Source organism: Klebsiella sp. HC6 (genome assembly GCF_022605325.1).
GTDB classification, from domain to species: Bacteria; Pseudomonadota; Gammaproteobacteria; order Enterobacterales; family Enterobacteriaceae; genus Klebsiella; species Klebsiella terrigena.
Map to the genome: position 1 here is coordinate 2,048,491 of NZ_CP093276.1, position 12,438 is coordinate 2,060,928.

A 12,438-nucleotide genomic window follows, 5' to 3' on the forward strand; every position below is an offset into this window, starting at 1 on the left:
GCCTGCGTTGTGCAGTCCGGGAATTTATTTATTCTAAACAATATCCTGCGCGTGCTGCCACAGCGCTTTCACCAGCATCAGCTTCTCGTTATTGTCAGCATACTGCTGCTGCAAGGTCTGCAGCTCATCGGCATAAGCCTGCAAAAACTCCGGCGTAAACACCTCCCGACGATGCTCTAACCAGCGCTGCTGCTCGGCTTCATCAAGGCTGCCCGGGAAGTTTCGCGCGCGATAGTTAAACAGCAGGCGTTCGATACGCGGATCGGCGAAGGTAATGTCCAGCGCCGGCAGGTTGCGCGGCTCGGTCTCCAGCACAATCTTCATCGCCGCGCGGTCGGCATCGCTAAAGAAGCCGTTATAGAGCTGAGTATCGACGTTGTCGGAAGGAACGAACGGCTCCGCCTCGGCAAAGATCGCCACCACTTTTTCCCGCACCTGCGGCTGGCCGCGCAGCAGCTGCAGGTTATCCAGACAGCGCTGACGGTCGATGCCCAGACGCTCCGCATCTTCCGGGCGCAGCGTATTGGCCTTGGCCAGCACCGGGCACTTATTGAGGTGGACCAGCTTGATCGGTACCGCCGGCAGGTCGCCGAGGTCGGCTTTGGCGGTATACAGCCGCTCGCGCAGCGCGTCGGCGTCCAGCTCCAGCAGCGGCGACATATCGCCGGCAAGGTCGACCATAATCACCGCATTGCGGTTATCCGGATGCCACGCCAGCGGAGCCACCCAGCTGGTGTTGCCGCGCGCGGCGCCGAACATCCCGGAGACGTGGACCAGCGGCGTCATCTGCGGCACGTCAATCAGCGGCGCCAGCTTGCGCTTGTTGCGGAAGGTGTAAAGGTAGTCGAACAGGCGAGGCTGTCGGGTTTTGACCAGTTTCGCCATGGCGATAGTGGCATACACGTCGGCCATCGCATCGTGGGCGTTGCTGTGCTCGATGCCGTTGGCCACGGTCAGATGCTCAAGGCGAAAGCTGGGCAGGCCGTCGTCGTTTTCCGGCCAGTTGATGCCTTCCGGGCGCAGCGCGTAGCAGGCGCGCATCACGTCCAGCAGGTCCCAGCGCGAGTTATCGTGCTGCCAGCTCCAGGCGTAGGGATCGTAGAAGTTGCGATAGAAAATATTGCGGCTGACTTCGTCATCGAAACGCACGTTGTTGTAGCCTACAATGCAGGTCTTTGGCACCGTGAACAGGTCGTGAATGCGGCGGGCAAAGGCGGCTTCGTTGTCGCCTTTGGCGATCGCTTCCTGCGGCGTGATGCCGGTAATCATTACCGCCTGCGGCTGCGGCAGATAGTCGTCAGCCGGCTTGCAGTAGAAAACCTCGGGCTCGCCGATAACGTTAAGATCCGCATCGGTGCGGATAGCGGCAAACTGCGCCGGCCGGTCAAGGGACGGGCGGGTGCCAAAGGTTTCGTAGTCGTGGAATAAAAATCCGGGCTGATTGGCGCTATCTTGCATAGTCTGTCTATTTTCCGTGGTGGTTGGCGTCCGTACTCTAAATCGTTCGCGGTAAGCGACAAATCTGTCCGCAACGGATCTGCACGCCGTGTCGCAGCGGCCCGTAAGGCCGGTGCTCAGGGAAGAGCCGTGTCATAACGCCAACGCATATGCTGCTGAAGTATGATGCGCTATGGTAAACGATTTGCCCGGGCATCAGAAGGGCGTCGGCCGCGCAGGGCGTTTATCGTGTCATATTTTCTTGCAATTAAACCATGATATGAAAGGAGAATTTCCGTAAAAAGGACGGCGGATCTGTAAATCTTGAGGATATGCCGTTGAAAGGCCGTTTTTTTATTGCTGTAACTTTGCTCGCTTCGAGCGTTTCTTGCGCCTTTGCCGCGAATGATTTTCCCGTCACCGTGACGCCGCCTTCCATTCAGGCAGGCTCCTGGGTGCTGATGGACTACACCACCGGTCAGATCCTGACCGCCGGTAACGAACATCAGCAGCGTAACCCCGCCAGCCTGACGAAATTAATGACCGGCTACGTGGTCGATCGCGCCATCGACAGCCATCGCATTACCTTTGACGATATGGTCACCGTCGGCAAAGATGCCTGGGCGAAGGGTAACCCGGTATTCGATGGTTCATCGCTGATGTTCCTCAAGCCCGGCGATCGGCTCAGCGTCCGCGATTTAAGCCGCGGGCTTATCGTTGACTCCGGGAACGACGCCTGCGTGGCGCTGGCCGACTACGTTGCCGGCGGCCAGCCGCAGTTCGTCGCCCTGATGAACGAATACGTGCAAAAACTGCACCTGCAGGATACCCATTTTGAAACCGTACACGGGCTGGACGCGCCGGGGCAGCATAGCTCGGCCTACGATCTGGCGGTCCTGTCGCGGGCGATTATTCACGGCGAGCCTGACGTGTACCACATGTACAGTCAGAAAAGCCTGACGTGGAACGGGATCACCCAGCAGAACCGCAACGGCCTGCTGTGGGATAAAACCATGAACGTCGATGGCCTGAAAACCGGCCACACCTCTGGCGCCGGTTTTAACCTTATTGCTTCTGCCGTTGACGGCCAGCGCCGCCTGATTGCGGTGGTGATGGGGGCCGAGAGCCCGAAAGGGCGCGAGCAGCAGGCGGCCAAACTGCTGCACTGGGGCCAGCAAAACTTCGACACCGTCCAGGTCCTGCAAAAAGGCAAAAAAGTCGGCAGCGAGCACATCTGGTATGGCGATAAGGACCAGATCCAGCTCGGCACCGACCAGGACTTCTGGTTAGCGCTGCCGAAGTCGGAGGTTTCGCGGATCAAGGCCAAATATGTGCTGGATCAGAAAGAGCTTGAAGCGCCGATCGCCGCCAATCAGCGGGTCGGCGAAATTTCGCTCTATGACGGCGACAAGGTCGTGGCCCACTGGCCGCTGGTGACGCTGGAAAGCGTTGGCAAGGGCGGCGTATTCTCACGCATGAGCGATTATCTGCATCACAAGCTGTAGCTCCCGGGGCCGCTCTCCTGCGGAGCGGCATCCTTTCTCGCCCCACGCCGTTGTGGCGCTGGTTGGCGATTCGTTTAGTTTCAGTCAATTACCTTACCTGCTCACCCTTTAAGGAAATTCTCCGGCGCCCGTGCGCCTGAAATGGAGCTGGGAAGATGAAATTTTTCGCGCGTACTGCGCTTTCTCTGGGGCTTGCGGCCGTTTTGAGTCCCGCAGGCTTTGCCTCTGGTCTGGTTCTGGCCGATAACGACGTCCGCAATGATTTAGCCTGGCTATCCGATCGCGGAACCCTGTCGTTGAGTTTATCGACCTGGCCCCTGAGCGAAGAGGAGATCGGCCGCGCGCTGGCCAACGCTCATCCGGCAACATCCGCAGAGAGGGTGGTGCTGAGCCGGGTGAACCAGCGCCTGAGGGCGCTAAAAGCCGACCTGCGCGTCACCGGCTATAGCTCAACCGACCGGCCGGGAACGCCGCAGGGCTTTGCCGGGTCTTATCCTGCCGACCACTCGCTCTCCGTCGCGCTGAATAACAGCGGCGAATGGTGGGATCTGCACCTGCAGGGCAACGTTGAAGGAGACAAGCGCATCGGCAATAGCTCTAACGTCAACGCCAACGGCGCCTACGGGGCGCTGAAGATGTGGAACCAGTGGCTGGCGTTTGGCCAAATTCCGCAGTGGTGGGGGCCCGGCTATGAGGGGAGCCTGATTCGTTCCGACGCCGCGCGGCCGATGACCGGTTTTCTGCTGCAGCGCGCCGAACAGCGGGCTCCGGAGAACGCCTGGCTAAGCTGGATTGGCCCCTGGCAGTACCAGCTTTCCGCCAGCCAGATGAGCCAGTACGCGGCGGTACCGCATACTAAAATTTTTGGCGGCCGCCTGACGGTATCCCCCTTTACCTCCCTGGAGCTGGGCGCCTCGCGCATTATGCAGTGGGGCGGTGAGGGTCGCCCGTCCTCCTTTGGCAGCTTCTGGGAGGGGCTTACCGGGCGAGATAACACCGGCGATTCGGCGGACGACCCGGGCAATCAGCTGGCGGGATTTGATTTTAAACTCAAGCTGGCGCCGACCACCGGCTGGCCGGTGAGCGTCTACGGGCAGATGATCGGCGAGGATGAGGCCGGGTACCTGCCGTCCGCCCATCTTTACCTCGGCGGCGTCGAAGGGCATCACCAGTGGAACAGCAGCGCGATTAACTGGTATCTGGAGGCGCACGATACCCGCTCGAATATGGGGCGCACCAACTACATCTATAACCATTTTATCTACAAAGACGGCTACTACCAGCAGGGCTACCCGCTTGGCGACGCGATGGGCGGCGACGGGCGCCTGTACGCCGGCAAGGCCGAACTGGTGACGGAGGAGAATCAGCGCTGGAGCGCGCGGCTGGTTTACGCCGAGGTGAACCCGAAAAATCAGCGGATTAATAAAGCCTTCCCGCACGCCGATACCCTAAAAGGCGTGCAGTTAGGCTGGAGCGGCGACGTGATGCCCACCGTGCGCCTCAGCACCTCCCTGTGGTATACCGACGCTAACCACAGCGACAGCGACGATCTGGGCGCCAGCATAGGGATTGAGCTCCCTTTTAGCCTGTAACCGCCGGCGGCGTTTTTCGCCGCCACGTTGCGCCTCTTCCCAGCGCAAAGCAGGCCAGCGGCAGAGGCAGGGTGACGATCAGCAGCATCCACAGCAGGGTATAAACCGCGTCAACGCCGTCGTTTTGCAGATTGGTATAGAGTTTGACCGGGATCCCCTGGGGGAAATAGGCAAAGATCATCACAATGCCAAACTCGCCGACGGCGCGTACCCAGGCCAGCGCCACCGCCGAGGCCAGCCCCGGCAGCGCCATCGGCAGGGCGAGAAAACGAAAGCGATTCCAGCCCGTAGCCCCCAGCGTTTGTCCGGCCTCAAGGATCGCCTTCGGCACCGTGGCGAAGGCGGAGCGGGCGACCACGATAAAGTAGGGCAGCGCGCCGTAGACCTGCGCCAGGACAAAGGCGGCGGGATTGTTCACCAGCGTGATCCCCACCCGCGTCAGCCACTGTCCGGCCAGCCCGTAAGGGCCGTAGGCCGAGACCAGTAAAATCCCCATCGCCAGCGGCGGCGTCAGCAGCGGGATCATCAGCAGCAGTTCCGCCAGCAAACGCCGACGACCGCTGGCCTGCGACAGCCACCAGGCGGTCGGCAGGCCTATCGCCACGATCGTCGCCAGCGCCAGGCACCCCAGCCCCATCGACACGAGGATCGCATCGTCGTCACGCCAGGCCAGCCGCAGATGCTGCCACGGCGTGACGCTAATGAGGGTAATAAAGGGGACGCTGAGCAGCAGAAGAGCCGGTAGCGCGAGCCAGCCGGCAATGCGTCCGGCGCCTTTTACCTGGCGTATAGGTTTTCCCCTTTTGCCGCGGCGTAGCCGTACTGTTTAAACAGCTGCTGCCCCTGCGCGCTTTGCATGAACTGGACGAATTTCTCTCCTTGTTCCACGCCGTTCGGCGCATTTTTCAGCACTGCGGCGTAGAACACCAGCGGCTGGGTATGCAGCGTCTGGTCTTTACCGGCGCTGTCCTTAATGGTGAAGCTGACGGTGTCGTACCACTGCTTCGCCATCGCCGGGTTGCTGAGGTTAATCTCATCGGGCAGGGCGACGTAGGGCAGGTGGGCGGAGAGCACTTCGCTCTCGTAGCCCGCCGCGGCGTCAACCTGGCCGCTCTCCAGACGGCTCAGCAGGCCGCCCTCCTGATGGGTCTGCGCCGGGTTTTGCAGCTCGCCGAGGATTTTGTTGCTGATGCCAGGCTGGCGGTAATACTTCTCGGCCAGCAGCAGGGTAAAGACGATATTCTGACCCTTAGGATCGACGTACGGGTCGGTGCGGCCAAAGCTGACGTCTTTCTGCGCCAGCAGCTTCAGCCACGAGGCGTCCTGGTTTTTATTCGCCGCGGCAAACTGCGCGGCATATTTTCCTTTGGGGCTGTACGCGACCACCATGCTGGTGCTGGCGACCGGTATCGCCTCGTCGATCAGCCCGGCGTCTTTGAGGATTTGCATCGGACCCGGGGTAATGGAGACGAAAACGTCGGCGGTCAGCTTGTGGCTGGCCAGCAGGCGCGCCATGCCGTAGGCGCCCTGGCCTTGGCCCTGATAATCGCCGCTTTGCGCTTTGGCAAACGCCGGGCCTAGCCCCTGATCCATCACTTTACCCATCGAGCCGGCGTAGGTGACGCGAATATCCTGCGCCATCGCCGCATGAGCAAACTGCAGTGCCAGCACGGCGGCCAGCGTAAACTTCATTTTTCCTTGCATCGATATTCCCACTCGTTATGTTTTTATTTACATAACGATTATCAATAATCAGCGCGGCGAAAACAATTTATCCAGAGGTGGCATTGAGGCGCGGTTGAAGTAACCGTCCTGCGTGCCGGCTTCCTGAATCATTTTTTCAACGCCGGCCAATGGCGACTCTGTGAATCCGCGCACATACTGTTTTTTGGCTGCCTGCTACATTGCATGTATATTTATACAGTGTTTCAATCAATCGCGGAGGCAATATGAACTACAGCGTTAAGTCCGTCGGCGCGCGTAAAATCGCCGGTTTTCATATGGTTGGGCCCTGGGAACAGACCGTTAAGCAGGGCTTTGAGCAGCTGTCGGCGTGGGTCAGCAGCCGCCAGATCCCGGCCCGGGAGTGGATCGCCGTCTATTACGACAACCCGGAGCAGGTTGCGGCAGAGAAGCTGCGCTGCGACACCGTGGTTACGGTGGATGACGACTTCGTCATTCCTGCTAATAGCGAAGGGGCGATCCTCACCGAGATCGCCGGTGGGGAGTACGCTTTTGCCAGCGCGCGGGTGCTGAATCATGATTTCTCCACGCCCTGGCTGCAGTTCTTTGCAAGCCTGCTGCAAAGCAAAGAGTATCAGCTGGCGGCAAAACCCTGCTTTGAGCGCTATCTTAACGACGGCAATCACGATGGCTACTGGGATATCGAAATGTACGTGCCGGTTGAGCACATCGGCAGGTAGGCGCTTATCCCCGAGATGTACAAGGTTTCTTACATTAGCGTGAGGCGTGCGGTGAAAAAACAGTTACAATCGGCCTTTTCTTCTTAGCGGAGAGGGTCGTGCGCGCTGATAAATCACTTAAGCCTTTCGAAATTCGCCTGTATCGACATTACCGAATCGTGCATGGCATTCGTATCGCGCTGGCTTTTGTTCTCACTTTTTTACTGGTACGGCTGCTGAAGGTACCGGAAGGCACCTGGCCGCTGATTACGCTGGTGGTGGTGATGGGGCCGATATCGTTCTGGGGCAACGTGGTGCCGCGCGCGTTTCAGCGGATCGGCGGCACCATCCTCGGTTCTGCGCTGGGGCTGGTGGCGCTCAAGCTGGAGCTTATCTCCCTACCCGTGATGGTGCTGTGGTGCGCGGCGGCGATGTTCCTCTGCGGCTGGCTGGCCTTAGGGAAAAAGCCCTATCAGGCGCTGCTGATCGGCATTACGCTGGCGGTGGTGGTAGGGGCGCCGCCGGGAGACATGAACACCGCGCTGTGGCGAAGCGGCGACGTTATCTTCGGTTCCCTGCTGGCGATGCTGTTTACCGGTATCTGGCCGCAGCGGGCGTTTCTGCACTGGCGTATCCAGATGGCAAATTACGTTACTGCCCTTAATCGCCTGTATCAGGCCGGGATCTCACCAAACCTGGTCGAGCGTCCGCGGCTGGAAAAACACCTGCAAAAAGTCCTCAACGACGTGGTAAAAATGCGCGGCCTGATTACGCCGGCAAGTAAAGAGACCCATATCCAGAAGGCCATTTTCGAGGCGATTCAGACCGTCAGCCGTAACCTGGTCTGTATGCTTGAGCTGCAGGTCAACGCTTACTGGGGCTCTCGACCGGGGCACTTTGTGATGCTAAATTCCCGTACGCTGCGCGAAACTCAGCAGATGACCCAGCAAACGCTGCTGACCATCGCCCACGCCCTCTATGAAGGTAACCCGCAGCCGATCCGCGCCAATACTGAAAAGCTTAATGAAATCGTCGCCGAACTGCGTCAGCTTATTAGAGAGCATCCGGGCGAAAACCTCTCGGAAACGCCGATACACGGCTACGTCTGGCTGACGATAGAGCTGGCGCGCCAGCTTGAGCTGCTGTCGAATTTGATCTGTCGGGCGTTGCGTAAATAAAAGCCAGATGCGCGAGAACGACCACAGGTTGCTTCGATTCAGCAACATTTAGGGGTATGATAACCCTAAAGGAAAAAACATTGTCATCAGCGGCTGCTAACAGTTATGTTAGCCCTATATTGCAGTCGCTTTAGCGAATCCGAATCTCAAATATTAGGGGTATAAAAATGGAAACAACTAAGCCTTCTTTCCAGGACGTACTGGAGTTTGTTCGTCTGTATCGTCGTAAGAACAAGCTGCAGCGTGAAATTCAGGACGTTGAGAAAAAGATCCGCGATAACCAAAAGCGCGTACTGCTGCTGGACAACCTCAGCGATTACATCAAACCGGGCATGAGCGTTGAAGCTATCCAGGGCATCATTGCCAGCATGAAGAGCGATTACGAAGATCGCGTTGATGATTACATCATCAAAAATGCTGAACTCTCTAAAGAGCGCCGCGACATCTCCAAAAAGCTGAAAGTTATCGGCGAAGCGAAGGTCGAAGAGTAATCTCCTCGACCCTACCCGGCGGCGGTTCTCGTCGCCGGGAGTTATCCCCGGCATTCCCTCTGAACGACTCCTTTCTTCCGTATGGCGAACCGCCGTATAACGCAGGCTGCTGGCCCGAACGCAGAGAATACGGGCGCAACGGTCCGCTCCCTTTAAGCGCTACGAGGAACATCATGGACACACTTTCGGCCCTCATTGCCGACATTCCGCAGCCGGATCGGGCGGCGATGGCCCAGGCGCAGCAGCATCTTGATGGTTTATTAAAACCGCCCGGCAGCCTCGGCCGCCTGGAGGCGCTGGCGGTGCAGCTTGCCGGCATGCCGGGGCTGAAAGGCTGGCTGCGGCTGGCAGAAAAAGCCATCGTGGTGATGTGCGCCGATCACGGCGTCTGGCACGAGGGCGTGGCTATCTCGCCCCAGGCAATTACCGCGATTCAGGCGAGAAACATGACCCGGCAAAACACCGGCGTTTGCGTCCTGGCGGCGCAGGCGGGGGCAAAAGTTCGGGTGGTTGACGTTGGGATCGACGCGGATCCGATCCCCGGTCTTGTCGACCTGAAAGTCGCGCGAGGCAGCGGCAATATTGCGCAAACGGCGGCGATGAGCCGCGAGCAGGCGACGGCGCTGCTGCTCTCGAGCATCGCCTACACCCGCGAACTGGCGGCTCAGGGCGTGACGCTGTTCGGCGTCGGCGAACTGGGAATGGCGAACACCACGCCGGCGGCGGCGGTGCTGAGCGTGCTGACCGGACGCGATGCGCAGGAAACCGTCGGCATCGGGGCCAACCTGCCGGTATCGCAGCTGGCGCATAAGGCGGAGGTGGTGCGTCGGGCCATTGCCGTCAATCAGCCGCGGGCGGAGGATGGCCTCGAGGTGCTGGCGAAGGTTGGCGGTTTCGATCTGGTTGGCATGACCGGCGTGATGCTGGGTGCCGCCTCCTGCGGGCTGCCGGTGGTGCTGGACGGATTCCTCTCCTACGCATCGGCGCTGGCGGCCTGCCGCATTGCGCCAGCCGTTCATCCCTATCTGATCCCCTCCCATCTGTCGGCGGAAAAGGGGGCGCGCATTGCGCTTGAGCATCTGCAGCTCGAGCCGTATCTGGATATGGGGATGCGTCTGGGCGAGGGGAGCGGCGCGGCGCTGGCGATGCACCTGGTGGAGGCGGCCTGTACGGTGTTTAACGAGATGGGAACCCTGGCGGAGAGCAATATCGTCCTGCCGGAGAGTCGCTAAACTGCAAAGCAGGGCGCCGTCAGGCGCCCTGCTGTCATCCGGGCTACAGCGCTTTTTGCCACACGCTCTGCGGCAGCAGATAGACCTCGGCCTCGGCCTGCATGCCGTCGGTCACGATATGGTTGATACCGCTGGTCATCACCGCCAGGGTAACGTCAAAGGCGTTCAGGCTATCGCCAAAACCGGCGGTCAGGTTGAGCATCGAACCGTTGGCCATCAGGTAAAGGGTTTTAGCGCCCATTTGATAGGCGTTGATATACGGCATCACCTCTTCATGGCTGAACTGGCGCAGGTAGCCGCAGTCAATCTCTTCCGCAACGTGGCCGACGTTAAGGATAAATACCCCGTCTTTCGCTTTATCCAGCGCGCTGCTGTTAACCACCTTTTTCGCGCCGGTTGCCGTTGCGACGACGTCAGCTGAAGCCATGGCGTCCTGCAGTTCGACGACATGCCAGCCGTCGTAAGCCGCCTGCAGGCGACGGGCGGGGTCGATTTCGGCGACCATCACCTGGCCCCCAAAGGCCTTCGCGGCGGCGGCAACGCCCTGGCCCACCAGGCCATAGCCGATCACCAGCACTTTTTTCTCATGCAGCGTGAGATGGGTGGTCTGGAAGAAGGTGTGCCATGCGGTCAGGCCGACCATGTGGCGGTTATGCAGGCCCTCTTTAACCGGCAGATCGTCCCAGTTAAAAATCGGATAGCCCGGGCGAATATCGCCCAGCCGGCTGACGCCGGAACCGGTGGCTTCCAGCCCGGCCACGATATTGCCAAATTCACCGCGCTGGTGGAGCAGGGTGGTGATATCGGCCCCCATTTCACACAGATGCGTCGGCCCCCAGGCGATGGCCTTTTCCCACGACTGCCGCCAGTCGGCATCGCTCATATCGCGCCAGGCGCTGGCTTCTGCGCCGCGCGCCACCAGCCAGCTAACGACCTCGTCCTGTACGGTGGTTGGATTGCAGGTTGTTAAAAAGACCTGCGCGCCCTTTTCCAGGATACCCTGCACCAGCGGGATCATTTTCATATCCAGATGCATACAGCAGGCCAGTCGTACCTGGCTCAGGTCGGGAAGCGCGGCCACCTGGCGCAGGGTGCGCGGCATGTTCTGGCTGGCCCATGCCACTTCTTTCTCTAAATTAATATTATTATTCAACGTATTATGCCTTCAATCCGTAGAGTGGGGGAAATTCCGAACGGGGATGATTCTAGCGCAGTACGCTGAAATCACATAGCCAGGGTCAATGGCGGGCCGCCGGACAGGGCGAGGGTGAATAGGCATGATAAATGCGTGGTTGTTAAAATATGGTTAAAAAAAGAAAATAAAATATAAGTAATTTATATGACGTGAGTGAGCAGTGAAATGTTAAGCGTTTTACCTTCCGCGCTGTTTTCGCGGATCCGCATTTTTATCGGCCGCCTGAAGCCGCACGCGCTGCCGGTTGCCAGAAAGCATATTCTCCTCGGCTCCATCGGCGCAGGGACGGGGCTGGCGGTCACCAGTATGTTCAGCCACTGGCTGCTGGGCGAAGTCAACCTGTGGTTTATCGCCCCTATGGGCGCTTCGGCGGTACTGCTGTTTGGCGTGCCCAGCAGTCCGCTGGCGCAGCCGTGGTCGATTGTCGGCGGTAACGTGCTGTCGGCGCTGATCGGCGTGACCGTGGGCGTGCTGGTGCCCAACCTTGCGCTGGCCTGCGGACTGGCGGCCGGGCTGGCGATTGCGGGCATGTATTTCCTGCGCTGCCTGCATCCGCCGGGCGGCGCCGTGGCCCTGACGGCCATCCTCGGCGGCGCCGGCGTACACAGCGAAGGCTATCACTTCGTGCTGACTCCGGTACTGCTGAACTCCGCCATGCTGGCCCTGCTGGCGATCGTATTTAATAACCTCGTCGGGCGCCGCTATCCGCACCCGCTGGCGGCGGAAGAGGTGAAAAGCAAGGTCGTTCCGCTGGGGCTGTCGGTGACCCGCGAGGACATTCACGCCGCGCTGCTCGATGGCCAGTTCCTTGATATTGATGAAGATGACGTCCAGGAGCTGCTGGAAAATATTGAACAAAAGGCGCGCAGGCGCATGGCCGCTGCGCCGAGGGCGTAGCGCCGCCGTCGGCGAGGGCCGGCGGTGAGCGGCTAAAGCTCGCCGGTCAGATACTGCGCCACGCCGCGGCCAAAACTCCAGTCACCTTTTTGGTTGCTCATCACCGAAACCATGAGATCCTCGGGGCTCAGCCCGCAGTGTTCCTGCAGTTCGGCGAGCAGCGTCGCGTAGAACAGCTGTTTTTGTTCTTCGCTGCGTGGGCTGGTGAACACCCTCACTACCACCAGCCGGTGGCTTCGCGACAGGCCTAAACCGGTATCCTCAATCACCATATGGTGAGGCTTGTTTTCATGAACAATCTGGTAGCGATCGCGTTCCGGTACCTTGAAGGCATGCAGTACGGCGCGGTGGGCGGCATCGAGCAGCGTTTTTATTTCATCTTCACTGCGACCTTCGATCACGTCAAATGTCAGGAGCGGCATAGCAGGTCATCCTTATTGTCTTATGTACGATGAGTGGGCAAAACCGATGCTATCTAATGTGACGACGGGCAAAAACCGCTATATTTG

General features: G+C 59.4%; 12 protein-coding genes. 7 read left to right on the forward strand and 5 right to left on the reverse strand.

All coding sequences use genetic code 11. The features are described 5' to 3' along the window. Positions 1-33 precede the first annotated feature (33 nt). Positions 34-1,458: an exodeoxyribonuclease I gene (sbcB, locus tag MMW58_RS09965; protein WP_241723227.1), complete on the reverse strand. Its 1,425-nt coding sequence runs from the start codon at positions 1,456-1,458 to the stop codon at positions 34-36. A gap of 317 nt (positions 1,459-1,775) precedes the next feature. Here sbcB and dacD point away from each other — a divergent pair, with 317 nt between their 5' ends. Next, complete coding sequence (dacD, locus tag MMW58_RS09970) at positions 1,776-2,942, forward strand: serine-type D-Ala-D-Ala carboxypeptidase DacD (protein WP_045859491.1); 1,167 nt, start codon at positions 1,776-1,778, stop codon at positions 2,940-2,942. A 155-nt stretch (positions 2,943-3,097) separates the two neighbouring features. Further along, positions 3,098-4,534: a capsule assembly Wzi family protein gene (locus MMW58_RS09975; RefSeq protein ID WP_241723228.1), complete on the forward strand. Its 1,437-nt coding sequence runs from the start codon at positions 3,098-3,100 to the stop codon at positions 4,532-4,534. Here the strand turns inward: MMW58_RS09975 and MMW58_RS09980 are convergent. Then, a complete protein-coding gene (locus tag MMW58_RS09980; protein ID WP_241723711.1) occupies positions 4,524-5,297 on the reverse strand; it encodes a molybdate ABC transporter permease subunit in 774 nt (257 codons plus the stop codon). The genes MMW58_RS09975 and MMW58_RS09980 overlap by 11 nt on opposite strands. Before the next feature lie 14 nt (positions 5,298-5,311). Next, the gene (locus MMW58_RS09985; RefSeq protein WP_159235583.1) at positions 5,312-6,226 is read right to left on the reverse strand and encodes an extracellular solute-binding protein; all 915 of its coding nucleotides are present in this window, start codon (positions 6,224-6,226) and stop codon (positions 5,312-5,314) included. 257 nt (positions 6,227-6,483) lie between these two features. On the opposite strand from MMW58_RS09985, the gene sbmC reads away from it, so the two are divergent. From sbmC to cobT, 4 genes are all read left to right on the forward strand, one after another. Next, on the forward strand, positions 6,484-6,957 hold the full coding sequence (gene sbmC / locus MMW58_RS09990) for a DNA gyrase inhibitor SbmC (RefSeq protein ID WP_241723229.1): 474 nt from the start codon (positions 6,484-6,486) through the stop codon (positions 6,955-6,957). A gap of 98 nt (positions 6,958-7,055) precedes the next feature. Further along, complete coding sequence (locus MMW58_RS09995) at positions 7,056-8,114, forward strand: FUSC family protein (RefSeq protein ID WP_133598889.1); 1,059 nt, start codon at positions 7,056-7,058, stop codon at positions 8,112-8,114. Between the two features lie 167 nt (positions 8,115-8,281). Beyond that, positions 8,282-8,605 (forward strand): DUF496 family protein, encoded by a 324-nt coding sequence (locus MMW58_RS10000; protein ID WP_041146350.1) that lies wholly within the window; start codon positions 8,282-8,284, stop codon positions 8,603-8,605. Positions 8,606-8,778: 173 nt separating this feature from the next. Continuing rightward, complete coding sequence (cobT, locus tag MMW58_RS10005; RefSeq protein ID WP_241723231.1) at positions 8,779-9,837, forward strand: nicotinate-nucleotide--dimethylbenzimidazole phosphoribosyltransferase; 1,059 nt, start codon at positions 8,779-8,781, stop codon at positions 9,835-9,837. 43 nt (positions 9,838-9,880) lie between these two features. On the opposite strand, the gene MMW58_RS10010 is transcribed toward cobT, so the two are convergent. Further along, entirely contained in the window at positions 9,881-10,990 is a 1,110-nt protein-coding gene (locus MMW58_RS10010; protein WP_133598885.1) for an adenosylhomocysteinase, read from the reverse strand. Positions 10,991-11,197: 207 nt separating this feature from the next. On the opposite strand from MMW58_RS10010, the gene MMW58_RS10015 reads away from it, so the two are divergent. Beyond that, positions 11,198-11,929 (forward strand): HPP family protein, encoded by a 732-nt coding sequence (locus tag MMW58_RS10015; RefSeq protein WP_123709227.1) that lies wholly within the window; start codon positions 11,198-11,200, stop codon positions 11,927-11,929. A 32-nt stretch (positions 11,930-11,961) separates the two neighbouring features. Here MMW58_RS10015 and MMW58_RS10020 read toward each other — a convergent pair whose 3' ends face one another. After that, positions 11,962-12,351 carry a tautomerase family protein gene (locus MMW58_RS10020; protein WP_241723233.1) on the reverse strand — a complete coding sequence of 130 codons (390 nt, stop codon included), beginning with the start codon at positions 12,349-12,351 and terminating at the stop codon, positions 11,962-11,964. Positions 12,352-12,438 lie beyond the last annotated feature (87 nt).

What these genes read in the sequence shown, in the direction of transcription:
- sbcB (WP_241723227.1), bottom strand. Translation starts at nt 1,458, where the DNA reads ATGCAAGATAGCGCCAATCAGCCCGGATTTTTATTCCACGACTACGAA.
- MMW58_RS09975 (WP_241723228.1), top strand. Translation starts at nt 3,098, where the DNA reads ATGAAATTTTTCGCGCGTACTGCGCTTTCTCTGGGGCTTGCGGCCGTT.
- MMW58_RS09985 (WP_159235583.1), bottom strand. Translation starts at nt 6,226, where the DNA reads ATGAAGTTTACGCTGGCCGCCGTGCTGGCACTGCAGTTTGCTCATGCG.
- sbmC (WP_241723229.1), top strand. Translation starts at nt 6,484, where the DNA reads ATGAACTACAGCGTTAAGTCCGTCGGCGCGCGTAAAATCGCCGGTTTT.
- MMW58_RS10000 (WP_041146350.1), top strand. Translation starts at nt 8,282, where the DNA reads ATGGAAACAACTAAGCCTTCTTTCCAGGACGTACTGGAGTTTGTTCGT.
- cobT (WP_241723231.1), top strand. Translation starts at nt 8,779, where the DNA reads ATGGACACACTTTCGGCCCTCATTGCCGACATTCCGCAGCCGGATCGG.
- MMW58_RS10015 (WP_123709227.1), top strand. Translation starts at nt 11,198, where the DNA reads ATGTTAAGCGTTTTACCTTCCGCGCTGTTTTCGCGGATCCGCATTTTT.
- MMW58_RS10020 (WP_241723233.1), bottom strand. Translation starts at nt 12,351, where the DNA reads ATGCCGCTCCTGACATTTGACGTGATCGAAGGTCGCAGTGAAGATGAA.